At 71.5% G+C, this 24,599-nt stretch carries 20 protein-coding genes; 10 read left to right on the top strand and 10 right to left on the bottom strand.

What is annotated here, in order from left to right:
* Nucleotide 1: 1 nt before the first annotated feature.
* The 3 genes from ACX9GQ_RS06445 to dnaK all read right to left on the bottom strand — a co-directional run bounded on the left by ACX9GQ_RS06445 (nucleotide 2) and on the right by dnaK (nucleotide 4,284).
* The gene (locus ACX9GQ_RS06445) at nucleotides 2-907 is read right to left on the bottom strand and encodes a class I SAM-dependent methyltransferase (RefSeq protein ID WP_459628722.1); all 906 of its coding nucleotides are present in this window, start codon (nucleotides 905-907) and stop codon (nucleotides 2-4) included.
* Nucleotides 908-1,015: 108 nt separating this feature from the next.
* Nucleotides 1,016-2,152: a molecular chaperone DnaJ gene (gene dnaJ / locus ACX9GQ_RS06450; protein WP_459628723.1), complete on the bottom strand. Its 1,137-nt coding sequence runs from the start codon at nucleotides 2,150-2,152 to the stop codon at nucleotides 1,016-1,018.
* A 224-nt stretch (nucleotides 2,153-2,376) separates the two neighbouring features.
* Complete coding sequence (gene dnaK / locus ACX9GQ_RS06455) at nucleotides 2,377-4,284, bottom strand: molecular chaperone DnaK (protein WP_459628724.1); 1,908 nt, start codon at nucleotides 4,282-4,284, stop codon at nucleotides 2,377-2,379.
* 320 nt (nucleotides 4,285-4,604) lie between these two features.
* On the opposite strand from dnaK, the gene ACX9GQ_RS06460 reads away from it, so the two are divergent.
* Nucleotides 4,605-5,576, top strand: coding sequence for a hypothetical protein (locus ACX9GQ_RS06460; RefSeq protein WP_459628725.1), 972 nt, complete (start codon nucleotides 4,605-4,607; stop codon nucleotides 5,574-5,576).
* A 3-nt stretch (nucleotides 5,577-5,579) separates the two neighbouring features.
* Here ACX9GQ_RS06460 and ACX9GQ_RS06465 read toward each other — a convergent pair whose 3' ends face one another.
* Nucleotides 5,580-6,416, bottom strand: a complete 837-nt coding sequence (locus ACX9GQ_RS06465) for a methylated-DNA--[protein]-cysteine S-methyltransferase (protein WP_459628726.1) — start codon at nucleotides 6,414-6,416, stop codon at nucleotides 5,580-5,582.
* Nucleotides 6,413-6,925 (bottom strand): DUF2244 domain-containing protein, encoded by a 513-nt coding sequence (locus ACX9GQ_RS06470; RefSeq protein ID WP_459628727.1) that lies wholly within the window; start codon nucleotides 6,923-6,925, stop codon nucleotides 6,413-6,415. Before ACX9GQ_RS06470 ends, ACX9GQ_RS06465 begins: the two co-directional genes overlap by 4 nt.
* A 43-nt stretch (nucleotides 6,926-6,968) precedes the next feature.
* Here ACX9GQ_RS06470 and nth point away from each other — a divergent pair, with 43 nt between their 5' ends.
* From nth to ACX9GQ_RS06485, 3 genes are read left to right on the top strand one after another with little or no spacing between them, the layout of a single operon-like run.
* Complete coding sequence (gene nth, locus ACX9GQ_RS06475; protein ID WP_459628728.1) at nucleotides 6,969-7,802, top strand: endonuclease III; 834 nt, start codon at nucleotides 6,969-6,971, stop codon at nucleotides 7,800-7,802.
* Nucleotides 7,803-7,833: 31 nt separating this feature from the next.
* Entirely contained in the window at nucleotides 7,834-8,232 is a 399-nt protein-coding gene (locus ACX9GQ_RS06480) for a CidA/LrgA family protein (RefSeq protein ID WP_459628729.1), read from the top strand.
* Nucleotides 8,229-8,939, top strand: a complete 711-nt coding sequence (locus ACX9GQ_RS06485) for an LrgB family protein (RefSeq protein ID WP_459628730.1) — start codon at nucleotides 8,229-8,231, stop codon at nucleotides 8,937-8,939. Before ACX9GQ_RS06480 ends, ACX9GQ_RS06485 begins: the two co-directional genes overlap by 4 nt.
* Here ACX9GQ_RS06485 and ACX9GQ_RS06490 read toward each other — a convergent pair whose 3' ends face one another.
* The gene (locus ACX9GQ_RS06490) at nucleotides 8,940-9,749 is read right to left on the bottom strand and encodes an undecaprenyl-diphosphate phosphatase (RefSeq protein ID WP_459628731.1); all 810 of its coding nucleotides are present in this window, start codon (nucleotides 9,747-9,749) and stop codon (nucleotides 8,940-8,942) included.
* A 194-nt stretch (nucleotides 9,750-9,943) separates the two neighbouring features.
* On the opposite strand from ACX9GQ_RS06490, the gene ACX9GQ_RS06495 reads away from it, so the two are divergent.
* Genes ACX9GQ_RS06495 through ACX9GQ_RS06505 form a run of 3 tightly spaced genes read left to right on the top strand, consistent with a single transcriptional unit; the run spans nucleotide 9,944 to nucleotide 12,626 of the window.
* A complete protein-coding gene (locus ACX9GQ_RS06495) occupies nucleotides 9,944-10,636 on the top strand; it encodes a glutathione S-transferase family protein (protein WP_459628732.1) in 693 nt (230 codons plus the stop codon).
* Between the two features lie 23 nt (nucleotides 10,637-10,659).
* A complete protein-coding gene (gene queG / locus ACX9GQ_RS06500; protein WP_459628733.1) occupies nucleotides 10,660-11,757 on the top strand; it encodes a tRNA epoxyqueuosine(34) reductase QueG in 1,098 nt (365 codons plus the stop codon).
* Nucleotides 11,754-12,626 carry an SDR family oxidoreductase gene (locus ACX9GQ_RS06505; protein ID WP_459628734.1) on the top strand — a complete coding sequence of 291 codons (873 nt, stop codon included), beginning with the start codon at nucleotides 11,754-11,756 and terminating at the stop codon, nucleotides 12,624-12,626. Before queG ends, ACX9GQ_RS06505 begins: the two co-directional genes overlap by 4 nt.
* A gap of 3 nt (nucleotides 12,627-12,629) precedes the next feature.
* On the opposite strand, the gene olsB is transcribed toward ACX9GQ_RS06505, so the two are convergent.
* From olsB to ACX9GQ_RS06520, 3 genes are all read right to left on the bottom strand, one after another.
* Nucleotides 12,630-13,583 carry a l-ornithine N(alpha)-acyltransferase gene (gene olsB / locus ACX9GQ_RS06510; RefSeq protein ID WP_459628735.1) on the bottom strand — a complete coding sequence of 318 codons (954 nt, stop codon included), beginning with the start codon at nucleotides 13,581-13,583 and terminating at the stop codon, nucleotides 12,630-12,632.
* A gap of 90 nt (nucleotides 13,584-13,673) precedes the next feature.
* A complete protein-coding gene (locus ACX9GQ_RS06515; protein WP_459628736.1) occupies nucleotides 13,674-15,806 on the bottom strand; it encodes an ATP-binding protein in 2,133 nt (710 codons plus the stop codon).
* A 58-nt stretch (nucleotides 15,807-15,864) separates the two neighbouring features.
* Nucleotides 15,865-17,394 (bottom strand): YifB family Mg chelatase-like AAA ATPase, encoded by a 1,530-nt coding sequence (locus tag ACX9GQ_RS06520; RefSeq protein ID WP_459628987.1) that lies wholly within the window; start codon nucleotides 17,392-17,394, stop codon nucleotides 15,865-15,867.
* Nucleotides 17,395-17,640: 246 nt separating this feature from the next.
* Between ACX9GQ_RS06520 and ACX9GQ_RS06525 the strand changes: the two genes are divergently transcribed.
* Nucleotides 17,641-18,738 carry an HD-GYP domain-containing protein gene (locus ACX9GQ_RS06525; protein ID WP_459628737.1) on the top strand — a complete coding sequence of 366 codons (1,098 nt, stop codon included), beginning with the start codon at nucleotides 17,641-17,643 and terminating at the stop codon, nucleotides 18,736-18,738.
* Here ACX9GQ_RS06525 and mutS read toward each other — a convergent pair.
* Nucleotides 18,710-21,439 (bottom strand): DNA mismatch repair protein MutS, encoded by a 2,730-nt coding sequence (gene mutS, locus ACX9GQ_RS06530; protein ID WP_459628738.1) that lies wholly within the window; start codon nucleotides 21,437-21,439, stop codon nucleotides 18,710-18,712. The genes ACX9GQ_RS06525 and mutS overlap by 29 nt on opposite strands.
* 158 nt (nucleotides 21,440-21,597) lie before the next feature.
* Here mutS and ACX9GQ_RS06535 point away from each other — a divergent pair, with 158 nt between their 5' ends.
* On the top strand, nucleotides 21,598-23,886 hold the full coding sequence (locus ACX9GQ_RS06535) for an NADP-dependent malic enzyme (protein WP_459628739.1): 2,289 nt from the start codon (nucleotides 21,598-21,600) through the stop codon (nucleotides 23,884-23,886).
* A gap of 91 nt (nucleotides 23,887-23,977) precedes the next feature.
* Complete coding sequence (locus ACX9GQ_RS06540) at nucleotides 23,978-24,589, top strand: HAD family hydrolase (protein WP_459628740.1); 612 nt, start codon at nucleotides 23,978-23,980, stop codon at nucleotides 24,587-24,589.
* Nucleotides 24,590-24,599: the final 10 nt, after the last annotated feature.

The raw sequence follows: 24,599 nt of genomic DNA on the forward strand, positions 1-24,599 counted from the left end.
CTCAGTCGCGGCCTGGTCGCCGGTCACGGCCCCGCAGCGCCGCGTCGGCCGCCACGTGCGTGTCGGGCCCCTCGAGGTGGGCGTTGATCTTGCGCAGCAGGTCGAGCGTCGGTTGCAGCCGACGGTCGTCGCGCACCCGGTCGGCGGTCTCCTCGAGCACGTGGAGCACCTTCTCCGTCCGGTCGAGGAAGCCGTCGCGCATGCGTCCGGTCTGCACCCTCAGCTTGCGCAGCAGCTCGGGCTCTGCGCGCGGCAGCGTCTCGTCCGCACCGGCCGAGCGCCGGTACACCCAGACGCGCGCCGGGGGGATGTTGCGCCAGACCGGCGCCGACACCGTCGACGCCACGCCCGGCCCGCGCGGCACCGGCGAGACGAGCCCGTAGGTGAACTGGACGAAGGGAGCCTCCGGCGCCATCAGCCCGAAGGCCCGGATGAGCAGGTGCGCGCGCTCTTCCTCCGGTCGCGTCAGCAGCGGCAGGCTCGACACGACGGCCGCCGCCGGCTGGTCGAGCAGGCCGCGCAGGGTGTCGTCGAGGCGGTAGGCATCGCCCCGCACGACGCGGGCGCGCGGGAAGCGCTTCGCCAGCAGCTTGCAGAACTCGGGGTCGTATTCGACGAGGACGAGCCGTTCCTGCGCGATCCCGCGCTCGATGAGCGCCTGCGTCACCGGCCCGGTGCCCGGCCCGAGCTCGATCACGGGACCCGGAAGGGTCGGGTCCACCTCGCGCGCCATCGCGCTGGCGAGGAACGGACTGGAAGGCGAGATCGCGCCCGTCAGCAGGGGATTGTCGAGCCAGCTGCGCAGGAAGCGCGCTTCGTCCTGGAAGGTCCTCGCGAGATGGGTCCCCGGCCCGCGCCGTGAGGACGGGCGCGAGGACCGGCGCGGAAACGGCGGTTGGGACGGCACGTCGTCGCTCCTCCGTCGGCCTTGACGGCCCGTGGGCGGGCGTTGGACCACCTCTACGGCCGGGAAGGGTAGTCGGACCTCCGCGGCCGTCAACCTCGGGCTCGGCCGCTACTCGCCTCCGCCCCCGAAGAAGTCGCGCACGCGGGAGAAGAAGGACGCGCTTTCCGGCTGCGTGTCCTTCGAGCTCTCCTGCTCGAACTCGCGCAGGATCTCGCGCTGGCGGGCGTTGAGCTTCTGCGGCGTCTCCACGACGATCTGGATGTAGAGGTCGCCCTGCTCGCGCGCCCGCAGCACCGGCATGCCGCGCCCGCGGATACGGATCTGCTTGCCCGTCTGGGTGCCCTCCGGCACCTTCACCGGCACCTCCTGGCCGTCGAGGACGGGCACGGCGAGGTCGCCGCCCAGCGCCGCCGTGACCATGCTCACCGGAACGCGGCAGAACAGGTCCGCCCCGTCCCGCTGCAGGAACGGGTGGGGCTTGATCGACAGGAAGATGTAGAGATCGCCCGACGGCCCGCCGCGCAGGCCGGCCTCGCCCTCGCCGGCGAGGCGGATTCGGGTGCCGTCCTCGACGCCCGCCGGGACGTTGACGGAGAGGGTCCGCTCGCGGGTGACGCGGCCGGCGCCGCCGCAGGAGCGGCAGGGATCGTCGATGGTTTCGCCGCGGCCGCCGCAGCTGGGGCAGGTCCGCTCGATCGAGAAGAAGCCCTGGCTCGCCCGCACGCGGCCCTGGCCGCCGCAGGTGGAGCAGGTCTTCGGCTTGGACCCGGGCTTGGCGCCCGAGCCCGAGCAGGCGTCGCAGGCCACGGAGGTCGGCACCTTGAGGGTCGCCGTCTTCCCCTTGTAGGCCTCCTCCAGCGTGATCTCGAGGTTGTAGCGCAGGTCCGAGCCGCGCTCCCGGCCGTCCGGGCGCCGCCCGCCGCGGCGTCCCGAGAGGTCGCCGAACAGGTCCTCGAAGATGTCCGCCATCGACGAGGCGAAGTCGCTGCCGAAGCCGGGGCCGCCGCCCATGCCGCCGTTCTCGAAGGCGGCATGCCCGAAGCGGTCGTAGGCGGCGCGCTTCTGCGTGTCGCTGAGGACCTGGTAGGCCTCGTTGAGCTCCTTGAACTTCGCCTCGGCCGCCGTGTCGCCGGGGTTGCGGTCCGGGTGGTACTTCATCGCGAGCTTGCGGAACGCCGACTTCAGCTCGGCTTCCGTCGCGGTGCGGCTCACGCCGAGGAGCTCGTAGTAGTCAGCCTTGGCCATGGTCGTCGTGTTCAATCCGGAGTTGCGGCGTCAGGGTCCGGAAGGGCCGGCCAGGACGAAAGCGGAGGGGCACGTCACGTCGCGCGTCACCGTCTCCCAGATCGCGGCCGCGCTCAAGGCCCGGCGTCCGTCCTGTCTCGCGGAAAACGTGGCCGACGGCGCCGGAGGCAGGTCGACCCTCGGAAACCGGAGGCGGCCGGGATCGCTCCCGGCCGCCCTGCGGATCAGGCCCGCTTCTTCTTGTCGTCGTCGCCGACCTCGCGGAAGTCGGCGTCGATGACGTCGTCCTTGGCCCCGCCGGCGGGATCCTGGTCGTCACCGCCGCCCGCGTTGGCCTCGTACATGGCCTGGCCGATCTTCATCGAGAGCTGCATCAGCTCGTTCGTCCTGGCCTTGATGGCCTCGACGTCCTCGGTGCCGATCGCGGCGCGCAGCGCCGTCACGGCGCCCTCGACCGCGGACTTGTCGGACGCGCCGGCCTTGTCGCCCAGTTCCGCCAGGGACTTCTCGGTCTGGTGGATGAGGCTCTCGGCCTGGTTGCGGGTCTCGACGAGCTCGCGCCGCTTCTTGTCCTCGGCGGCATGCGCCTCGGCGTCCTTGACCATCTTGTCGATGTCGGCGTCGCTGAGGCCGCCCGAGGCCTGGATGCGGATCTGCTGCTCCTTGCCCGTCGCCTTGTCCTTGGCTGACACGTTGACGATGCCGTTGGCGTCAATGTCGAACGTGACCTCGACCTGCGGCACGCCGCGGGGCGCCGGCGGCAGCCCGACGAGGTCGAACTGGCCAAGCAGCTTGTTGTCGGCCGCCATCTCGCGCTCGCCCTGGAAGACCCGGATCGTGACCGCCGTCTGGTTGTCCTCGGCGGTGGAGAAGACCTGGCCCTTCTTGGTCGGGATCGTCGTGTTGCGGTCGATCAGCCGGGTGAACACGCCGCCCAGCGTCTCGATGCCCAGCGACAGCGGGGTCACGTCGAGCAGCAGCACGTCCTTGACGTCGCCCTGCAGCACGCCCGCCTGGACCGCGGCGCCGATGGCGACGACCTCGTCCGGGTTGACGCCCTTGTGGGGCTCCTTGCCGAAGAACTGCTTCACGGCCTCCTGGACCTTCGGCATGCGCGACTGGCCGCCGACGAGGATGACCTCGTCGATCTCGGCCGCCGAAAGGCCGGCGTCCTTGAGCGCCTTGCGGCAGGGCTCGATGGTCTTCTGGACGAGGTCGTCGACCAGCGCCTCGAACTTGGCGCGCGTCAGCTTCAGGGTCAGGTGCTTCGGGCCGGAGGCGTCGGCCGTGATGTAGGGGAGGTTGATCTCCGTCTGCATCGCGGAGGACAGCTCGATCTTCGCCTTCTCGGCGGCCTCCTTGAGGCGCTGCAGGGCGAGCTTGTCCTTCTTCAGGTCGATGCCCTGCTCCTTCTTGAACTCGTCCGCCAGGTACTCGACGAGGCGCATGTCGAAGTCTTCGCCGCCCAGGAACGTGTCGCCGTTCGTGGACTTCACCTCGAACACGCCGTCGCCGATCTCGAGGATCGAGACGTCGAAGGTGCCGCCGCCGAGGTCGTAAACGGCCACGGTGCCCGACTTCTTCTTGTCGAGGCCGTAGGCTAGCGCCGCCGCGGTGGGCTCGTTGATGATGCGCAGCACCTCGAGACCGGCGATCTTGCCGGCGTCCTTGGTGGCCTGGCGCTGGGCGTCGTTGAAGTAGGCCGGGACGGTGATGACGGCCTGCGTCACGCCAGTGCCGACGAAGGCCTCGGCGGTCTCCTTCATCTTCTGAAGGATGAAGGCGGAGATCTGGGACGGCGAGTACTGCTTGCCGTCGGCCTCCACCCAGGCGTCGCCGTTGCCGGCGCGCGTGATCTTGTAGGGCACGAGGCCCTTGTCCTTCTGCGTCATCGGATCGTCGTAGGTGCGGCCGATGAGGCGCTTGATGGCGAAGAAGGTGCGCTCGGGATTCGTCACCGCCTGGCGCTTGGCCGGCTGGCCGACGAGGCGCTCCCCGTCGTCGGTGAACGCGACGATGGACGGCGTCGTGCGCGCGCCCTCGGCGTTCTCGATGACCTTCGGCGTCGTGCCTTCCATGATGGCCACGCACGAATTCGTGGTGCCGAGGTCGATTCCAATGACTTTAGCCATGTATTGTCCCCTTTCGCGGCGAGACCGCCGGGCCCCGCAGGCGCTCCGGCCGTGACGTCCTTCAACCCCCTCGCGAAGGTCGCCGGACGTGTGGTCCCCTCAGGATTTCACGGGGGTTTCCCGTGTTCCCGCGGTATATAAGGAGGGGCTTATGGGGGCGCAAGGCGCGAGCGTCGCAAAGCCGTGGGCAAGCCCGTGCCGGCCGTCGACAGCCTTTCGACGCCGTAACCGACGCATCGAGGCCACAGCCCGCGCCGATCTGGCGAACGGGGGCGACAGGCCGCTCGCGCCGGCTGGCGGGCCTTGCTAGGGTCCCGCCGATGATCGCGGCGGTTCGGCACCTTCCGGCGGCGGTTCTCCTGGCGGCGCTGGCCGCAGGACCCGCCCAGGCACAGCTCATGCTTCCGGGCGCACAGGCCCCGGCCGGCGGCGGCGCGCCCGCCGCACCGGGCGGGTCGGCGCCGGGCACCGTCGTGCCGGGAACGCCTCCCGCGCCGCCACGGCCCGTCGCCGTGAAGGCTCCGGCGGAGTCGGCGGTCCTCGGGCGCACGCTCTTCTTCAACGGCACGCGAGGCCGGCTGGTCATCGAGCGCAAGGACAAGACGGCCCTCCAGGTGACGCTCATCGCCGTCGGGGAGAAGATGTCGGCGCCCGGCCAGGCCTGCGGGCTGGATCTGGGCGGCGGCAAGCCGCTCGACATGACTCCCGTCGGACGCCCCGACGGCGTGCCGCGCTACCGCATCGACATCCCGGCCTGCGCCCTCGACGTCGACCTCCTCGATGGGTCCGTCCTCGTCAGCGGCCCGACGGCCGCCTGTCCCTTCCCGGAAGGTGACTGCCGCATCGATCCGCGTGGCATGTGGGGCCCCAACCCCGGGTCGCTGGAGAGCCAGCTGCGCGCGATCGAGAGTGACCGCGCCGCCGCCGATCGCGCGGTGCGCGAGAACTTCAAGGCGCTTCTCGCGCGCACCAAGGACAAGAACGGCGTGAAGGCGGTGGCCTCGGAGCAGGCGGGCTTCACCTCGGAGCGCGAGACGGTCTGCCGCGACTACTCCCGCGAGAGCGTCCACGGGTTCTGCTCGGCCCGTTTCACGGAGCTGCGCGCGGCCGAGCTCGCGGCCCGCGTCGCCGCGCTCGGCGGCCCGCCGCCCGTCGCCGCTCGTCCCCCGAGGCCGCGGCCGGAGGGCCAGCCGGGCCAGCCGGGAGGGGCGGCGCCGCCGTCCCAGCCCGCCGCGGCACCCGCGCCGCCACCGCCGGCGCCGTCGCGCTCGATCTTCGATATCTTCCGCTGAACGTCAGGTCGTGCCGACGAGGCCGGCCTCCCAGGCGAGCATGGCCTGCTTGCGCGCCACGCCCCAGTGGTAGCCCGTCAGCGACCCGTCGCGCCCGATGACGCGGTGGCACGGGATCACGAAGGAGATCGGGTTCCGTCCCACCGCACCGCCGACCGCCCGCGCGGCGCCGGGAGGGTGGCCGAGCGTCCTGGCAAGGGCACCGTAGGTCGTGGCGCCTCCCACCGGGATGCCCGCGAGTTCCGTCCAGACGGCGACGTCGAAGGCCGGGCCCAGCAGGACGACGGGCAGCGGATCGCTCCACCGCTGGGGCGAGAAGGCGGCCTCCGCCAGCGGCCCCGTTGCCCCGCTGTCCGGCCGCAGGGCCGCCGCGGGCCAGCGTCGGCGCATGTCGTCGAGGGCCGCCGCCCGGTCGCCGTCGTCCACGAATCCCAGCGCGGCGAGTGCGCCGTCGCAGGCGAGGACAAGGGCCTCGCCGAACGGCGAGGGATGGAAGCCCCACGACAGCCGCAGCCCGTTGCCGCGCACATGGTGGGGCGGCGCCTCGAAGCGGACCGGGAGCACCACCGTCCGCGACGGCCGGCTGAGCAGGTCTCCGCCGCCCTGTGCGTCGCCGACGAGGCTGCGCGCGTGACCCGGGCTCCCGGCCAGCGCGAACCCGGGGACCGACAGCCCGCCCCAGCGCTGCAGGAGAGCGTCGAGTTCGGCGCGACCGAGCCCCATCCGCAAGGCGGCGGCCTCGAGCGCGGCCGGCGAGGCCGACGTGGTGGAGAGTGTGGCGACGAGCCGGCGGATCAGGGCGTAATCGGCGACCGGCCCCGAGCCGGCGGGGCCCGTCACGCCCCGAAATCGGGTCCGCGACGCGCCCGGGCGAGTGCCCGGCCCAGTTCGTCGCCGAAGCTCGCCTTCTCGTCCGGGGTGAGGAAGTGGCCCACGCTGACGCTGCGGCCGCGCGACACCAGCGCGAGCTGCTGCACGCCGAACTCCTCGTGCTCGATTCGGTCGAGCCGGGTCCACACGGGGTTGAACCGGTACTCCGCCGGCTGGCCGCGCAGGGGCACCTTGCGCAGCAGGAGCTCCACCGGGCTCACGGTGACCTCCTCGTAGCTGCGCGCCTCGTTGCGGCTCGTGTGGAGGGCGAACCAGATCAGGGCGAAGTCGAGGCCGTAGAAGCCGGCCACCGGCCAGAAGCCCATCACCACGAAGGGAATGCTGGCGGCCATGCTCGCGCCGGCAACGAGGAGCAGCACGAGCCGGTAGCCGCGCAACCCGAGCGAGCGGTGCGGATGCAGCACGGCGCTGAACAGGGGGCGCTCGGCGGGGTGTGGATCGGGGGAGACGTGCGACATCGCGGCCTTGCCGTTCGAAGACACCCCTCACTATAACGCGGGCATGCCCGCGCGAAAGACACCCTCACGACGGCTTGAAGCCGCACCCGGCGCCGCCCCCTCCCGCCGGAAGGCGGGGGTGAACGCCAAGGCCGCGGCCCCGGCCGGGACGGCCAAGGCGGCCGCAGCCGGAGGAAAACGCAAGACCCGCGCCCCCAAGCCGCTCGAGGCGCCGCTTGTCGCCGAGCTCTTCGCCCGGTTCCGGGAGGCCAACCCCGAACCGAAGGGCGAGCTCGAGCACGTCAACCCGTTCACCCTTCTCGTGGCGGTGGTGCTGTCGGCGCAGGCGACCGACGCCGGCGTCAACAAGGCGACCCGGCCCCTCTTCGCCCTCGTCGACACCCCGCAGAAGATGCTGGACCTCGGCGAGGACCGCCTGCGCGACGCCATCAAGACCATCGGCCTCTTCCGCAACAAGGCGAAGAACGTCATCGCCCTGTCGAAGCGGCTCGTCGAGGAGTTCGGCGGCGAGGTCCCGCAGGACCGCGCCGTGCTGGAGACGCTGCCCGGCGTGGGGCGCAAGACCGCCAACGTCGTCCTCAACATGGCCTTCGGCCAGGAGACGATCGCAGTCGACACGCACCTTTTCCGGGTGTCGAACCGGATCCCGCTGGCGCCGGGCAAGACGCCGCTGGCGGTCGAACTCGGCCTCGAGCGGATCGTGCCCGCCCCCTACCGGCTGCACGCCCATCACTGGTTGATCCTGCACGGGCGCTACGTCTGCAAGGCGCGCAAGCCCGAGTGCTGGCGCTGCATCGTGTCGGATCTCTGCCGCTTCGAGCCGAAATCGACGCCGGGCAAGCCCGTGAAGGGGACTGAAGACGCAGCCGAGGCTTGACCGGCCGCGCCGGCGCCCGACCTTTGGGTCGATGGTCCCGGGGCTGCTGATTCTCCTCGCCTGCCAGCTCGTCGGCGAAGTCGCGGCGCGCGGGCTGTCGCTGCCCGTGCCGGGGCCTGTGCTCGGCCTTCTTCTGCTCGTCGTTGGCCTGCTGGCCTGGAACCGCTGGCGCCCGTTCGACGACGCCGCCCTCCAGGAGAGCAGCGTCGGGCGGGTCGCCGCGGCCCTTCTCGCCAACCTCGCGCTGCTCTTCGTGCCCGCCGGCGTCGGCGTCACCCAGCACCTCGGCCTGGTGGGCGAGCACGGCGTGGCGCTGGGCATCGCCCTCGTCGTCTCCACGTTCGTCACGCTGCTCGTCACCGTCGGTGTGTTCCGGGCGGTGAAGCGCATGACCGGCGGCGACGCCGGTCCGGGGGAAGGGTCCGCATGACCGCCTCCACCCTGTGGGTCTACCTCGCCGCATCGCCGCTTCTGTGGCTCACGATCACGCTGGCGGCGTGGCTGGTGGCCGACGGGCTGGCGAAGGCCAGCGGCCGCCATGCGCTCGTGAACCCCGTGCTGATCGCCGTCGTGTTGGTTGCAGTGCTGCTGCGCTGGACCGGGACCGACTACCGCACCTATTTCGACGGCGCGCAGTTCGTGCATTTCCTGCTGGGCCCGGCGACGGTGGCGCTCGGCATCCCCCTCTACCGCAACCTCGCGCTGGTGCGCCGGAACCTGCTGCCGATGGCGGCGGCGCTGGCCGTCGGCTCCGTCGTGGCCGTCGTCTCCGCCGTCGGCATCGCCGCGTTGCTCGGCGTGCCGCGCCCGGTGCTGGTGTCGCTCGCGCCGAAGTCCGTCACGGCCGGCATCGCGATGGGCGTGTCGGAGGCGCTCGGCGGCGTGCCCTCGCTGACGGCGGCGCTGGTCATCACCACCGGCATCATCGGCGCCGTCATGGTGACGCCGCTGATGAACGCGCTTGGAATCCGGGACTATGCGGCGCGGGGCTTCGCGGTGGGCCTTGCCTCGCACGGCATCGGAACCGCACGGGCCTTCACGGTCGATCCGGTGGCGGGGACGTTCGCCGGCATCGCCATGGGGCTCAACGCCGTCGTGACGGCCGTTCTGGTGCCGCTTCTGGCGACGCTGGTCTGATCAGCCCCAGACAAGGAGGCCGGCGAGGCCTGCGGAGCCGACGATGATGCGCCACCACGCAAACAGCCCGAAGCCGTGCCGCGACACGTAGCCGAGCAGCCAGCGCACCACGAAGATGCCGGACACGAAGGCCGCGATGAAGCCGACGACGATGGCCGCCGCGTCGTTCAGGTCGAGGACCTTGTAGTTCTTGTAAAGGTCGTAGGCGAAGGCGCCGGCCATGGTCGGCATCGCGAGGAAGAACGAGAACTCAGCGGCGGCGCGCTTGTCGGCCCCCATCAGCATCGCCCCGACGATCGTCGCGCCGGAGCGCGACACGCCCGGGATCATGGCAAGGCACTGGCACACGCCGATCTTGAGGTACATCGACAGCGGGAACCGCGTGGCGTCGTCGTAGCGCGGCTTCAGCGGCAGGTCGTCGACCACCATCAGGATGAAGCCGCCGACGATCAGCGCGATGCACACGATGAGCGGGTTGAACAGGACGTCCTTGATGAAGCCGTGCAGCACCACGCCGATCAGCGCGGCCGGCAGGAACGCTACCAGCACGCCGATCACGAAGATCCGTGCCTGCGGGTTGCTCGGCAGCTCCAGCGCGATGCCGAGCAGCTTGCGGAAATAGACGAGCAGCAGCGCCAGGATCGACCCGAACTGGATCAGGACCGAGAATGTCTTGGAGAACTGGTCGTCGCCGAAGCCGAGGAAGTGCTGGGCGAGGAGGAGGTGCCCCGTCGAGGACACCGGAAGATATTCCGTGAAGCCCTCCAGCACGCCGAGGATGGCGGCCTTCAGGACCATGATCATGTCCATGGCGTGCAACCCCCGTTCGCGCCTCGCAGACACCGGCGCGAATCGGGTTGTTCGTGCCGCGTCCGGGTTTTATACGGGGCACCCGGCCGACGCCACCTGCCAGCCCATGGTCATGATTCCTTAACCAGCCCCGTCGCATGGCCCAGAGCCGCAGCCATCTTCCCGCCCTTCTCGCAGTCCAGTAGCCGAAGGCCATGGCGACGCTCTATCACCACCCGCTCTGCCCGCATTCGCGCTTCGTGCGCCTGGTCCTCGGCGAGTTCGGCCTCGAGGCCATGCTCGTTGAGGAGCGCACCTACGAGCGGCGCACTGACTTCCTGACGATGAACCCGGCCGGGACGACGCCCGTCTTCGTCGAGGAGCAGGCCGGCCCCGTGCCCGGCGCCTCCGTGATCGCGGAATATCTCGACGAGACCCGCGGCCTCGCGCTCGGCGAGAAGCGGCTCCTGCCGCTCGACCCGCGCGGCCGCGTCGAGGTGCGCCGGCTGGTGGAGTGGTTCAACGGCAAGATGTTCGACGAGGTGACCACGCATCTCGTCGCCGAGAAGGTGATGAAGCGCTTCATGCCGGCCGAGGCCGGCGGCGGCGCTCCGGACATGGCGGCGATCCGTGCCGCGCGCGCCAACATCCGCTATCATCTCGCCTATGTCGGCTGGCTCATCGGCACGCGCAACTGGCTCGCCGGCGACCGGCTCACCTATGCCGACCTCGCGGCGGCGGCACAGCTTTCGGCGGCGGATTACCTGGGCGACGTGCCGTGGCACGAGAACGAGACGGCCAAGAACTGGTACGCCCGGGTGAAGTCCCGCCCGTCCTTCCGTCCGCTTCTGGCGGACCGGATTCCGGGGACGGAACCGGCCGCGCATTACGCGGACCTGGACTTCTGAGCGGCGCCGGCCTCAAGGCGGCGGTGCGGGCGGCGGCCCGGTCGCACGGCTTCGACGAGGTGCGCGTCGCCTTGCCAGACGCCATCCCGGACGCGCCCGCCCGGCTCGCCGCGCACCTGGCCGCCGGCCACCATGGCGACATGGACTGGATGGAGGAGACCGCCTGCCGCCGCGCCGACCCCCGCGTGCTCTGGCCCGAGGTCCGCAGCATCGTCATGCTGGGCACGAGCTACGCGCCGCAGGACGACCCGATGGCCACGCTGGCACGCCGCGACCGCGGGACGATCTCGGTCTACGCCCGCTCGCGCGACTACCACGACGTCATCAAGGGCCGCCTGAAGCAGGTGGCCGGGGTGCTGGCCGCGCGGGGCGGCGCGCAGGTGAAGGTCTTCGTCGACACGGCGCCGGTCATGGAGAAGCCGCTCGCGGCGGCCGCCGGCCTCGGCTGGCAGGGCAAGCACACGGTGCTGGTGTCGCGCCGCCACGGGTCCTGGCTGTTCCTCGGCGCCATCTTCACCACCGCCGAGCTGCCGCCGGACGCGCCGCACCGCGACCACTGCGGCTCGTGCACGCGGTGCCTCGACATCTGCCCGACGCAGGCCTTCCCGGCTCCCTACCAGCTCGATTCGCGGCGCTGCATCGCCTACCTCACCATCGAGCACAAGGGCCCGATCCCGCGTGCCCTTCGCCGCGGCATGGGCAACCGCATCTTCGGCTGCGACGACTGCCTCGCCGTCTGCCCGTGGAACCGCTTTGCGCAGGCCTCGCACGACCAGAAGCTGGCCGCCCGCGCCGACCTCGACGCGCTGCCGCTCGCCGATCTCGCGGACCTCGACGACGCGTCCTTCCGCTCGCTCTTCGCCGGCACGCCGGTCAAGCGCACGGGCCGCGACCGGTTCGTCCGCAACGTGCTCGTCGCCATCGGCAATTCGCGCGACCCAGGGCTGGCGGAGGTTGCGGTCCGTCGGCTCGACGATCCGTCGGCCCTGGTCCGCGGCGCCGCGATCTGGGCCCTGGCGCAACTGCTGCCCGCCCAGAGGTTCGACGCCCTGCGGCGCGAGAGGATGCCCCGGGAGGACGAGCCGTCCGTCCGGGCGGAGTGGGAGGGGCTCGACCCGTGAACCTGTTCGTCTTCGGCTACGGCTACACCTCGCGGACCCTCGTCCGCATGGCCCGCGACCGTTTCTCCGGCGTGACGGCAACCGTGCGCAGTCCCGCGAAGGCGGCCGCCCTGGCCGCCGACGGTGTCGTGGGCCGGGTCTTCGACGGCACCAGCGGTGACCCGGCGATAGCCGCCGATCTCCAGGCGGCCGACGCGGTGCTCGTGTCCGTGCCGCCGGACTCAACGGGCGACCCGGTGCTGCGGGCCTATGCCCGCGAGCTCGCCTCGTCTGCGCGGCTGCGATGGATCGGCTACCTGTCGACGGTCGGCGTCTACGGGGACCACGACGGCGGCTGGGTCGACGAGACGACGCCGCCGGCGCCCGTGAGCGAACGGTCGGTGCGCCGGCTCGAGGCCGAGAACGCATGGCTGGCGCTGGGCCGGGAGAGCGGCAAGGCCGTCCACGTCTTCCGGCTGGCGGGCATCTACGGCCCGGGGCAGAACGCCCTCGTCAACCTGCGCGAGGGCACTGCGCGGCGCATCGTGAAGCCCGGGCAGGTCTTCAACCGCATCCATGTCGAGGACATCGCCGGGGCCGTGCTGGCCTCGCTCGAGCGGCCTTCGGCGGGCGCAGTCTACAATGTGACGGACGACGAGCCGGCGCCGCCCCAGGATGTCGTGGCCCACGCGGCGGGTCTGCTCGCGGTGCCGGTGCCGCCCGACCTGCCGTTCGAGACGGCGACGTTGTCGCCGATGGCCCGCAGCTTCTATGGAGAGAACAAGCGCGTCTCCAACGCGCGGCTGACGCAGGAACTCGGCTATCGCCTGCGCTACCCGACGTATCGCCAGGCGCTGCAGGCGCTCCACGCGGCGGGGGAGGGGCGCTGAGCCTCAGGCGGCCTCGCTGCCGAAATGGCCGAGATAGCGTGCCGGGATGAACTCCGTCGGCAGCACGACGAGCACGTCGGTCGTGCCGAACTGGTGGTCGACGACGGCGCCCTCGCCAATGCGGGCGCCGAGCCGCAGGTACCCCTTCAGCAGGGGCGGCAGGCCGTGAAGCGTGCGCCGCGAATCGACCGCGCCCACCGGCAGGAGGTCCACTGGCGCGCGGCGGGACGGCAGCGCCGAGACGCGCCAGAGGTCCGGCGCGGCTGCGTGATGGTGCAGGAACGACAGGGCCTCGACATGCGCCGCCGGGTTCGTCCCCTCGAGGCTCGCGCAGCCGAACATGACGTCGACCCGGTGGTGCCGGACATAGGTCCAGATTCCCTGCCACAGCAGTTCCACGGTCCGCTTGTCACGATAGCCGGGCAGCACGCAGGAGCGCCCCAGCTCCATGAAGCGCCGGTGCGGGTTCGCCGACAGCATGGGATCGATGTCGAACTCCGCCGCCGAGTAGAAACCGCCCGCGGCGTCCGCGCGCTCCTGCCGCAGCAGCCGGTAGGTGCCGACGACCGCCGGGACGGGTCGCGGGCCCCTGCGCGTCAGCACCATGCGGGGCGGCGCATCGTGGTCGATGACCAGAAGGTGGTCGCAGAAGGCATCGTAGCCGTCCATGTCGCGCCGCTGCAGGCGCGACATCATGTCGGGGATCGCCGACATCTCCTCGTAGAAGACGCGGTAGCGCAGGCGCTGCGCCCATCGCACCTCGCGGGCCGTGGTCGCGAGACGGACCTCCAGGCGCCCGAGCCGGCCGAGGCTTGCCGGAAGCCCGGCCGTCGCCGGCGCGGCGGCACCGCCCGGGGGCGGGAGCAGGAGGCGGGACCCGCGTTGCAGTCCGTCGAGCAGCCGGCCGGCCACGGGGGCGAGGGGCAGGGACGACAGGACGGGACCGCGAGGCGGCATGCGGGTTGGCTCCGGTGGCTCGACGGCGTCGGCACCGTCAGCTCAAACATAGGGTCCTGACGCTGATGTGACAAAGATGACGGCGGTCGCTCAGGCCATGCGGGCCGCGGGCAGCGGCGTGGCCAGCGCATCGACGAGCACCTGCTCGCTGACCGGCTTGCCGATGGCGTCGTCCATGCCGGCGGCCAGCGCGCTGCGTCGGTCGTCGTCGAACACGTTGGCCGTGAGCGCGATCACGCGGGCCGCCGGGCGGCCGTGCTCGCGCTCCAGGGCCCGGATCCGCCGCGTCGCCTCGTGCCCGTCGAGGCGGGGCATGCGCACGTCCATCAGCACTACGTCCGGCAGGCGCGCGAGGCCGCGGCAGGCGTCGGCGTAGTGGTCGACGGCGGCGAGCCCGTCATGCACTCGCACCACGGTCGCCCCGTTGCGCTCGAGCATGCGCGTGGCGAGCAGCGCGTTGATGTCGTTGTCCTCGGCCAGCAGGACCGCGAGGCCACCGAGCCTGTGGCGCGCGGCCTCCGTGCGTTGCGGCTGCATCATCCGGCCCGCCGGTGTGCCGTCTTCGCCGGCGAGCCGAGCCGCCAGCGCGCCCTGCCGCAGAGGCTTCACGAGATATCCGTCGAAGCCGGCCGCGGCAGGCGGTCCCAGCGTCCGCCGCTCGAAGGGAGACATGAGGACGAAGCGCCGGGCAACGCCGGCGGCGACCGCAGCCGCTGCCACGGCGCGGAGCGGTTCCTCGCCGAGCGCGCCGTCGACGACGAGCAGGTCGACCGGATGCCCGCCGCGAAGCCGCTCCGCCGCGTCCTCGGGATCAGGCGTGATCTCCGTCGCGACGTCCGCGTTGCGCAGGCGCGCGGCGAGATAGGGCGCCTCGAACGGCGACCGAGACACGATGAGCGCACGCCTGCCGCGCCACTGGGAGAGCGGCGTGGAGGCCTCGGCCGGCGCAAGCGTCGGCAGCGGGATTTCGAGCCGGAACACAGAACCGACCCCGGGGTGGCTCGCGACGGCCAGCGTTCCGCCCATCCGCACCGCGAGCCGGCGGGATATGGCGAGGCCGAGACCCGTGCCGCCGTGGCGCGACGATGCGGAACCGTCCACCTGCTCGAACTCGTCGAAGATGCGCTCCAGCCGGTCCGCCTCGATTCCCGGCCCCGTGTCGGCCACCTCGAAGACGGCGCGGCCGGCGGTGTAGGACATCCGAACGCCCACGCCGCCGCGCTCTGTGAACTTCACGGCGTTGCCGGCGAGGTTCATCAGCACCTGCCGAAGGCGCGCGGCGTCGCCCAGCACCTGCGCCGGGACCCCGGGCTCGACCAGCCCTGCGATCTCGATCCCCTTGCCCTGCGCCCGTGGCGCTAGCAGCTCGACGACGCCCTCCAGGAGTGGCGCAGGCGAGAACGGCTCCTCGGCGAGATCGAGGCGTCCGGCCTCGATCTTGGAGAAGTCGAGGATCTCGTCGAGGATCGAGAGCAGTGCCTCGCCGGACGTCTTGACGGCGCGGGCATAGGTCGCCTGCTCGGCGTCGAGGCGCGTGCCGGCGAGCAGGTCGGTCATCCCGAGGATGCCGTTGAGCGGCGTGCGGATCTCGTGGCTGACGGTGGCGAGGAAGCGCGACTTCGCCTCGCTCGCCGCCTCCGCCCGGGCCCGGGCCTCTGCCAGCGCGGCCTCCGACTGGCGTCTTTGCGTGACGTCCCGGCCAACGGCCTGGATCTCCGCGCCGCCGCCGCGGCCGTTGCGCACCGGGGTCTGGACCCAGGCGATCCATCGGGTCCCGCCGGGCGTCTCGAAGGCCTGGTCGAAGCTCTCGGCCCCGTCGACACCGGCACGGGCCGGCTCGCTCCCGGCGAGCGTGAAGGCCGTCCCGACGAGGTCCGCGGCGGGGCGTCCGACGAGCGTGGCGAACGCGTCGTTGACGTAGGTGAGCCGCCCGCGGGCGTCGCGCCGCACGATGACGTCGCCCTGCCCCTCGACGAGGCTGCGGTAGCGGTCGGCGTTCTCGCGGAGCTCCCAGATCGAATCCTGAAGCCGCTCGCGGGCCTCCTCCCCGGCCTTCACGAGGCCCTCGAGCCGGACATGATCGCGGATCATGAACACCAGCGCGACCAGTGCGCAGACCGTCACGGCCGCCAGCACGCACACGGTCACCGCCGCCAGCGTCGGGTCCGCCAGTGCCTGCGCGAGGCTCGCGCGCCAAGTCTGCGAGGGTACGGTGCCGTCCATGCTCCACCAGCCGCGGGCATGGTGGCGCAGAGGGATTGATTTTCCGTTGGCCGGCGACTCAGGGGCCCGGATCGGCTGCGCGGCGGTACGACAGGGCCTCCGCCAGATGCACGCGCCCCACCTTCTTGTCCCCGTCGAGGTCCGCGATCGTGCGGCCGAGCTTCAGCACCCGGTGGAACCCGCGGGCGCTGAGGCGCAGCGCTTCGGCGGCCTGTCGCACAAGGGCGAGGCCCTGCGCGTCCGGTGCCGCGACCGCGTCCAGCAATGAGGGAGGGCAGGCCGCGTTCGTGGTGGAGGCCGGCAGTCCAGCCGTCTCGTAGCGCGCCGCCTGCCGGCTCCGGGCCGCGGACACGCGGGCGGCGACCGCGCGCGACCCCTCGCTCGGCGCCGGCAGCATCAGGTCGGCGGGACTGACGGCCGGAACCTCGAGCGAGAGGTCGATGCGGTCGAGCAGCGGGCCCGACAGCCGGGCCTGGTACTGGGCCATGCAGCGGTCGTTCGGCTGGCGCTTGCAGGCGAAGCCGGCCTCGGTCGCGCGCCCGCACCGGCAAGGGTTCATCGCGGCCACCAGCTGGAAGCGCGCCGGATAGACGACGCGGCGGTTGGCGCGGGCGATGGCGACGGTCCCCGTCTCCAGCGGCTGGCGCAGGCTGTCGAGCACCTGCGGCGTGAACTCCGGGAGTTCGTCGAGAAACAGCACGCCCTGGTGCGCGAGCGAGATCTCGCCCGGGCGCGCCTGCATCCCGCCGCCCACGAGGGCGGCCATGGAGGCCGAATGGTGCGGCGCGCGGAACGGGCGCCGGTCGGTGAGCGCGCCGTCCGCCAGCAGCCCGCCCATCGAGTGGATCATCGACACCTCGAGGAGCTCGGCGGGGGCCAGGGGCGGCAGGATCGAGGGCAGGCGCATGGCCAGCATCGACTTGCCCGCGCCAGGCGGTCCGCTGAACAGCAGGTTGTGCCCGCCGGCCGCTGCAATCTCGAGGGCCCGCTTCGCCGTCTCCTGGCCGCGGACGTCGCCGAGATCGGGGGCGTCGCCGGCGGGCGGCCGGATCGCCGGCTCCGGCGGCGCCAGCACCTGGATGCCGCGGACGTGGTTGGCGAACTGGATCAGCGAGCGCGGCGCGATGATGGTCATGTCGCGTGCCGCCCACGCCGCCTCCGGGCCACAGGCGTGCGGGCAGACGAGCCCGTGCCCGCGGCCGTTCGCCGCGATGGCGGCCGGGAGCACGCCCGATACCGGCGTGGTCGAGCCGTCGAGGGCCAGCTCGCCCAGCACGGTGAGGCCGTCGAGGCTGTCCGCCGGAATCGCGCCGATGGCGGCCATCACGGCGAGCGCGATCGGCAGGTCGAAGTGGCTGCCTTCCTTCGGCAGGTCGGCCGGGGCGAGGTTCACCACGATCCGTCGCGACGGCAGCGCCAGTCCCGACGCCACGAGCGCAGCCCGGATGCGTTCCCGGGATTCGCCGACCGCCTTGTCCGGCAAGCCGACGACGATGAAGTTCACGGCGCCGGGGATGATCTGCACCTGCACGTCGACCGGACGCGCCTCGATACCCTCGAACGCCACCGTGGAGACGCGCGTCACCATGCCCGGGGACCCCGTGGACATCGGGCAGTGCTGCGGCTGACGGGCGGTTCGAGATTCAACGGGCGATGAAGGAACGGATGAAACGAGAAGGCACCGGCAATGCCCGAAGGATGCGGCCGCGGCTGCAAGTCGTCAACGATCGAGGCCTTGCCCGCAGGAGATTATTCATCCTTGGTTGAGTATGCTCATTTTCACAATTTCTAGTGTCATGTTTTCCGCCTTGCCCATTTCATCGAGCAAACCGACGTGCTGCGCCTGATCATCATTGGCGAATCCGCCGAAACGGCACTCTCCTGGTCTGCGCGCCTCGGGCCCCGCTGTGCCGCCGTATCGATGGGCGTCAACGAGGCGGCCGTGCGCGGCTTCGACGCCGGCGCAGACCTGATCGTGGACATCGATCTCGGCAATGTGGAGCAGGTGCAGAAGTTCATCACCGCCATGCGCCACAACGTGCTGTCGGGCCACGTGCGGCTCTTCGCCGTTGGCGAGCCGGGCGGCAGGGACCACACGCAGGCCGCCGTGCTGGGCGCGACGGGCACCGTGACGCGCGGCGCGTCCTCCGCCGAGATCGGCGCCCTGCTTGCCGGCCTGACCCTCCCGCGCCCGCCGGATCTGACGGGCGTGACCCCGGGCCTTCGGCGCGGTCTCGATTCCGGCCACGGCCTCGTCAGCCACTTCATGGGGGGCGGCCGGGTCGACCCCGTCTTCGTCGACGCGGCCGCGGCGGACATGACTAGAGCCGTCGCGGACGAGGGGCTCGGCCGGTGGATCGAGGCCGTGCGTCGACACCACCGCGGCACGTTCCAGCACTGCCTGCTCGTCGGCGGCCTCGCGGCGGGCTTCGCCAGCCACCTCGGGTTCCGCCGTGCCGATCTCCACGCCCTTGCGGTCGCCGCGACCCTTCACGACGTCGGCAAGGCCCGCGTGCCGGCGGAGATCCTCGACAAGACGTCACCCCTCACGCCGGCCGAGGCCGACCTGCTCCGGCGCCACCCGGAGGAGGGCCACGCCATGCTGACGAACTCCGGGACCTTCGACCCGGTGACCCTCGACGTCGTCCTCCACCACCACGAGCGGCCGGACGGGACGGGCTATCCTTTCGGGCTCCAGGGAGCAGACGTCAGCGATCCGGTCCGCCTCGTCTCGATCATCGACGTCTTCGCCGCCCTGATCGAGGAGCGCTCCTACAAGCCGAGCCTGCCGCCTCAGGCCGCCTTCGAGGCCCTGCGCCAGCATGGCCCCCGCCTGGACCAGGCGCTCGTGCGCGCCTTCCAGCCAGTGGCGATGGCCTGCCGCGGCGAGCAGGATGATGCGGTCAGCCGCCTTCGCGGCACAGCTGCCTGAGCCGGTAGAGCGCCTCCAGCGCTTCGCGGGGGGTCATCGAATCCGGATCGAGCCCCGCGACGGCCTCCCGCACGGGGTCGGGTCCCGTGGCAACCGGTGACGTCGGCGCCGCCGAGGACGGTCGTGACGCCGCAAACAGCGGCAGATCGTCGACGAGTTTCTCCACCGGCGCCTGCCGGTCCGCCGCCTCAAGTTCGTCGAGGATGATGCGCGCCCGCTCCAGCACGGACCGCGGCAGGCCGGCGAGCTTGGCCACCTGCAATCCGTAGCTGCGGTCCGCCACGCCGGGCACGACCTCGTGCAGGAAGACGACATCGCCCTGGAACTCGGTGACGCGGACCGTCGCGGTCATCAGCCGCGGCAGGCGGCGGGTGAGGGCGGTCAACTCGTGGAAGTGCGTGGCGAACAGCGCCCGGCAGCGGTTCACGTCGTGCAGGTGCTCGATGGTCGCCCAGGCGATGGACAGGCCGTCGAAGGTCGCCGTCCCGCGCCCGATCTCGTCAAGGATGACCAGCGAGCGGTCCGTCGCCTGGTTGAGGATCGCCGCCGCCTCGATCATCTCGACCATGAAGGTGGACCGTCCGCGGGCGAGGTCGTCGGCGGCGCCGACCCGCGAGAACAGCCGGTCCACCACGCCGAGATGGGCGTGCCGGGCCGGCACGAAGCTGCCCATCTGCGCCAGCACGGCGATGATGGCGTTCTGGCGCAGGTAGGTCGACTTGCCGGCCATGTTGGGGCCGGTGATGAGCGCGACCCGGCCCGAGGACGCGCCCGGAAGGGCGGAAAGGTCGGAATCGTTGGCCACGAAGGGTTGCCCCTGCTCCGCCAGCGCCGCCTCCACCACCGGGTGACGCGCCCCCGCGAGCGAGAAGGCGAGCGTTTGGTCGACGCGCGGCCTGGTCCAGCCGCCGCGATCGGCGAGGTCGGCGAGCGCCGCGGCCACGTCGATCTCGGCCGCCGCGTCGGCTGCCGCCTTGATCGCCTCGCCGGCCCCGAGGACGAGGCCTGCCATCCGGTCGAAATGGGTGAGTTCGATCGCCAGTGCCCGGTCTCCGGCGGACGCGATCCGGCTCTCCAGGTCGGAGAGTTCGGCGGTCGAGAACCGCATGGCGTCCTGCATCGTCTGGCGGTGCACGAACCGCTGGTTGTGCGGCGGCCGCAGGAAGCTCTCGCCCGCCGCCTGAGGCACCTCGACGAAGTAGCCGAGGAAGCTGTTGTGCTTCACCCGCAGCGTGCGGACAGCCGTCTCCTCGGCATAGCGGGCTTGCAGGCCGGCGATGACGCGCCGGCTCTCGTCGCGCAGCGCCCGCGTTTCGTCGAGCACCGGGTCCGCGCCGGGCCGGACGAAACCGCCGTCCCGGCGCGCGAGCGGCAAGTCCTCTGCGAGCATGTCGGCCAGCGCCGGCTCGAGGCCGTCGTCCGGCGCACGCAGGGCGTCCACGGCGCGGGCAAGCTCCGCCGGCAGGATGGCAGCCTCGGCCAGCATGCCCGCAAGGTCGCGCGTCGTGCGCAGTCCGTCGCGGACGGCCGCGAGGTCGCGCGGCCCGCCGCGCTGGAGCGAGAGGCGCGCCAGCGCCCGCGCCATGTCGGGCGTGCGCTTCAGCGCGTCGCGAACGCGGATCCGCAGGTCGGGGTCGTCGACCAGCCACGCCACGGCGTCCAGCCGCGCGTCGACCGCGGCCGGGTCGACCAGCGGCCCGGCGATGCGCTCGGCCAGCAGCCGGCCGCCGGCCGGCGTCAGCGTGCGGTCGATGGTGGCCAGCAGGCTCCCCTGCCGCTCGCCGGACAGCGTCCGGGTGAGTTCCAGATTGGCCCGCGTCGCTGCGTCGATGCGCATGACCGAGGCGGCGACCGCCCGCGACGGCGGCGACAGGGGCGGCCGCGCGCCCAGCTGCGTGCGCTCGACATAGGCGACGGCAGCCGCTGCCGCCGCAGTTTCGGCGCGGGAGAAGGGGCCGAAGCCGTCCAGCGTCGCGACGCCGAAGAACGTCGTGAGGCGCCGCTCGCCCGCCACGGCATCCAGACCGTCCCGGGCCAGCGGCGTCACCGCCGACCGCGTCTCCCGCCACAGGGTCTTGAGGTCGGGGTCATCGAGGACGCTGTCGGGAACGACGATTTCCCGCGGATCGAGCCGCGCCAGTTCGGATGCAAGCTCGCCCGGTTCAGCCTCGCCGACGACGAAGGCCCCCGTGGAGATGTCCACGCTGGCGAGCCCGTAGATCCAGCCGCCGGCGGGCGTGCGCACGCGGGACACGGCGGTGAGCCAGTTGGAGCGCGCGGGCTCCAGCAGCGTCTCCTCGGTGATGGTGCCGGGCGTCACGAGCCGCACCACGTCGCGGCGGACGACGGCCTTGCCGCCGCGCTTCTTGGCCTCGGCGGGGTCCTCCGTCTGCTCGCACACCGCGACGCGAAGGCCCGCCGCGATCAGGCGTTGCAGGTAGTCCTCGGCCCGCACGACCGGCACGCCGCACATCGGGATATCCTGCCCGAGGTGCTTGCCCCGCTTCGTCAGCACGATGCCGAGCACCCGCGAGGCGACCTCCGCGTCCTCGAAGAACAGCTCGTAGAAGTCGCCCATCCGGTAGAACAGGATGCAGTCGGCGTTCGCCGCCTTGATCTCGAGGTACTGCTCCATCATCGGCGTCACCCGGCCATCGGCGGCGGCGGGCTGCACGGGAGAGGGGACGGCGGGCGCGTTCATGGCCGGCACGCTACCAGAGACCCCGGTGCGGTTCAGCCGACCGCCGGTCGTCATCCCCAGCGAGGTTGGCCGCGCAAAAGCGGTTCCCACGGCCGCAAGTCGTGCTCTAAGGTGACCGCCCCGCCGCATCACACGCCCGTGACCCGACCGAGAACGCCATGCCGAACGACCAGCCCCTGAAACGCACGCGCCCCACCATCAGCGACCAGGAGGCGCTGCAGTTTCACCAGCAGGGGCGGCCGGGCAAGCTGGAGATCGTGCCCACCAAGGCCATGGCGACGCAGCGGGACCTGTCGCTCGCCTACTCACCCGGCGTCGCGGTGCCGGTGAAGGCCATCGCGGAGGATCCCTCGCGGGCCTTCGACTACACTACCCGCGGGAATCTGGTCGCCGTCATCTCCAACGGCACGGCCATCCTGGGCCTCGGCAACCTCGGCGCGCTGGCCTCCAAGCCCGTCATGGAAGGCAAGGCGGTGCTGTTCAAGCGCTTCGCCGACGTCGATTCCATCGACCTGGAGGTCGACACGGAGGACCCGGACGCCTTCATCAATGCCGTGCGCTACCTCGGCCCATCCTTCGGCGGGATCAATCTCGAGGACATCAAGGCGCCCGAGTGCTTCATCATCGAGGAGCGCCTGCGCGAGCTCATGGACATCCCGGTGTTCCATGACGACCAGCACGGAACGGCCATCATCGCCGCCGCCGGCATCCTCAACGCCATGCAACTGACGGGGCGCGACATCAAGACGACGAAGCTCGTCTGCAACGGCGCCGGCGCCGCTGGCATCGCCTGCCTCGAGCTCATCAAGGCCATGGGCTTCGCCCCCGAGAACGTCCTGCTCTGCGACACCAAGGGCGTGGTCTACAAGGGCCGCACCGAGGGCATGAACCAGTGGAAGTCGGCGCACGCCGCCGTCACCGACGCGCGCACGCTCGAGGACGCCATGAAGGGCGCCGACGTGTTCTTCGGGCTTTCGGCCAAGGGAGCGCTGTCGGCCGACATGGTCCGCTCCATGGCGCCTGACCCGATCATCTTCGCCATGGCGAACCCCGACCCGGAGATCACGCCCGAGGAGGCGCATGCCGTCCGCCAGGACGTCATCATCGCCACCGGACGCTCGGACTATCCCAACCAGGTCAACAACGTCCTCGGCTTCCCCTACATCTTCCGCGGCGCCCTCGACGTGCGCGCGACGACGATCAACATGGACATGAAGATCGCCGCGGCGCTGGCGCTGGCCAAGCTGGCACAGGAGGACGTGCCGGACGACGTCGCGGCCGCCTACCAGGGCGCGCGCCCGCGCTTCGGCCGGGACTACATCATCCCCGTGCCTTTCGACCCGCGGCTGATCCACGTCATCCCGCCGGCGGTGGCGCAGGCGGCGATGGACTCCGGGGTCGCCCGCCGCCCCATCGTCGACATGGCGGCCTACAAGGCGCAGCTCTCGGCGCGGCGCGACCCCATCGCCGGCGCGCTGCAGCGCATCATCGAGCGCGTGCGCCGCTATCCCAAGCGCGTCGTCTTCGCCGAGGGCGAGGAGGAGCAGGTCATCCGCGCTGCGGTGTCCTTCGTCAACCAGGGCTTGGGCAAGGCCATCCTCGTCGGCCGCGAGGACCGCATCTTCGAGACGGCGGCCTTCGCCGGCATCGACCTCGAGGGGAAGGACGGCGTCGAGATCCACAACGCGCGCCTGTCGCACCGCAACGCCGCCTACGCGCACTACCTCTACGAACGGATGCAGCGGAAGGGCATGCTGTTCCGCGACTGCCAGCGCATCATCAACCAGGACCGCAACCACTTCGGCGCCGCCATGGTGGCGCTGGGCGACGCGGACGCCATGGTGACCGGCGCCACCCGCAACTATTCGGTGGCGCTGGGCGACGTGCGCAACGTCATCGACCCCAAGCCCGGCCACAAGATGATCGGCGTCTCGCTGGTGCTGGCGCGCGGCAAGACGGTGCTCGTCGCCGACACGGCGATCACCGAGATGCCGACGGCGCAGGAAATCGCCGACATCGCCGTCGAGGCCGCCGGCGTCGCGCGGCGCCTCGGCTACGAGCCGCGCGTCGCGCTGCTCGCCTTCTCGTCCTTCGGCCATCCGCCGGGCGAGCGTTCCGCCAAGGTCATCGAGGCGGTGAAGATCCTCGACCAGCGCCGCGTCGACTTCGAGTACGACGGCGAGATGGCCGCCGACGTGGCGCTGAACAAGGAACTGATGGCGCAGTACCCGTTCTGCCGCCTGTCCGACACGGCGAACGTGCTGGTCATGCCGGCGTTCCACTCCGCCTCGATCTCGACGAAGATGCTGCAGTCGCTCGGCGGTTCCACCGTCATCGGCCCGCTGCTCGTCGGCCTCGACAAGGCCGTCCAGATCGTGCCGCTGGGTGCCAAGGACAGCGACATCGTCAACATGGCCGCCCTCGCCGCCTTCAACGTGGGCGGGTAACGCGGCTTTTCCTGACGTCGAACGTGTCCTCGCGGGACGGGCCCGTACCCGTCCCGCTCATGAATCCTGAACTGCTGGCCGGAGTCCGTCCTTGGCATCCCCCACCACCGTCGTCTTCGATATCGGCAACGTCCTCCTCGACTGGGACCCCCGCCACCTCTACCGCAAGGTGTTCGACGACCACGACCGGATGGAGTGGTTCCTGTCGACCGTCTGCACGCCGGCCTGGAACATCGAGCAGGACCGCGGCCGCACCTTCGCCGAGGCGGTGGCGCACCTTGTCGCCCAGCACCCGGACCTGGAACCGGAAATCCGCGCCTTCGACGAGCGCTGGCCGGAGACGGTGAGCGGCGTGATCGACGGGTCCCGCGACATTCTCGAGCGACTGCGGTCGGAGAAGGTGCCGGACTACGCCATCACCAACTTCTCTGCCGAGAAGTTCGCCCACGCCCGCGTCCTCTGGCCGTTCCTCGACGGCTTCCGCGACGTGGTCGTGTCGGGCGAGCACCGCATGCTGAAGCCGGATCCGGCCATCTACCACCTGCTGCTGGACCGCAACGGCCTCGCCGCCGGCGACTGCGTGTTCATCGACGACTCGCCGAAGAACGTGGAGGGCGCCCGGGCCGTGGGCATGCACGCGCTGCACTTCACCACTCCCGAACAGTTGCGCCGCGACCTCGCCGGGTTGGGCTTCCCGGTCTGACGGACCACCC

This window comes from Alsobacter sp. R-9 (assembly GCF_054612375.1).

What these genes read in the sequence shown, in the direction of transcription:
- ACX9GQ_RS06520 (WP_459628987.1), bottom strand. Translation starts at nt 17,394, where the DNA reads ATGGTGACGCGCGTCTCCACGGTGGCGTTCGAGGGTATCGAGGCGCGT.
- olsB (WP_459628735.1), bottom strand. Translation starts at nt 13,583, where the DNA reads ATGCCGCCTCGCGGTCCCGTCCTGTCGTCCCTGCCCCTCGCCCCCGTG.
- ACX9GQ_RS06490 (WP_459628731.1), bottom strand. Translation starts at nt 9,749, where the DNA reads ATGGACATGATCATGGTCCTGAAGGCCGCCATCCTCGGCGTGCTGGAG.
- ACX9GQ_RS06460 (WP_459628725.1), top strand. Translation starts at nt 4,605, where the DNA reads ATGATCGCGGCGGTTCGGCACCTTCCGGCGGCGGTTCTCCTGGCGGCG.
- ACX9GQ_RS06495 (WP_459628732.1), top strand. Translation starts at nt 9,944, where the DNA reads ATGGCGACGCTCTATCACCACCCGCTCTGCCCGCATTCGCGCTTCGTG.
- nth (WP_459628728.1), top strand. Translation starts at nt 6,969, where the DNA reads ATGCCCGCGCGAAAGACACCCTCACGACGGCTTGAAGCCGCACCCGGC.
- dnaK (WP_459628724.1), bottom strand. Translation starts at nt 4,284, where the DNA reads ATGGCTAAAGTCATTGGAATCGACCTCGGCACCACGAATTCGTGCGTG.
- ACX9GQ_RS06485 (WP_459628730.1), top strand. Translation starts at nt 8,229, where the DNA reads ATGACCGCCTCCACCCTGTGGGTCTACCTCGCCGCATCGCCGCTTCTG.
- mutS (WP_459628738.1), bottom strand. Translation starts at nt 21,439, where the DNA reads ATGAACGCGCCCGCCGTCCCCTCTCCCGTGCAGCCCGCCGCCGCCGAT.
- ACX9GQ_RS06515 (WP_459628736.1), bottom strand. Translation starts at nt 15,806, where the DNA reads ATGGACGGCACCGTACCCTCGCAGACTTGGCGCGCGAGCCTCGCGCAG.
- ACX9GQ_RS06470 (WP_459628727.1), bottom strand. Translation starts at nt 6,925, where the DNA reads ATGTCGCACGTCTCCCCCGATCCACACCCCGCCGAGCGCCCCCTGTTC.
- ACX9GQ_RS06480 (WP_459628729.1), top strand. Translation starts at nt 7,834, where the DNA reads ATGGTCCCGGGGCTGCTGATTCTCCTCGCCTGCCAGCTCGTCGGCGAA.
- dnaJ (WP_459628723.1), bottom strand. Translation starts at nt 2,152, where the DNA reads ATGGCCAAGGCTGACTACTACGAGCTCCTCGGCGTGAGCCGCACCGCG.
- ACX9GQ_RS06535 (WP_459628739.1), top strand. Translation starts at nt 21,598, where the DNA reads ATGCCGAACGACCAGCCCCTGAAACGCACGCGCCCCACCATCAGCGAC.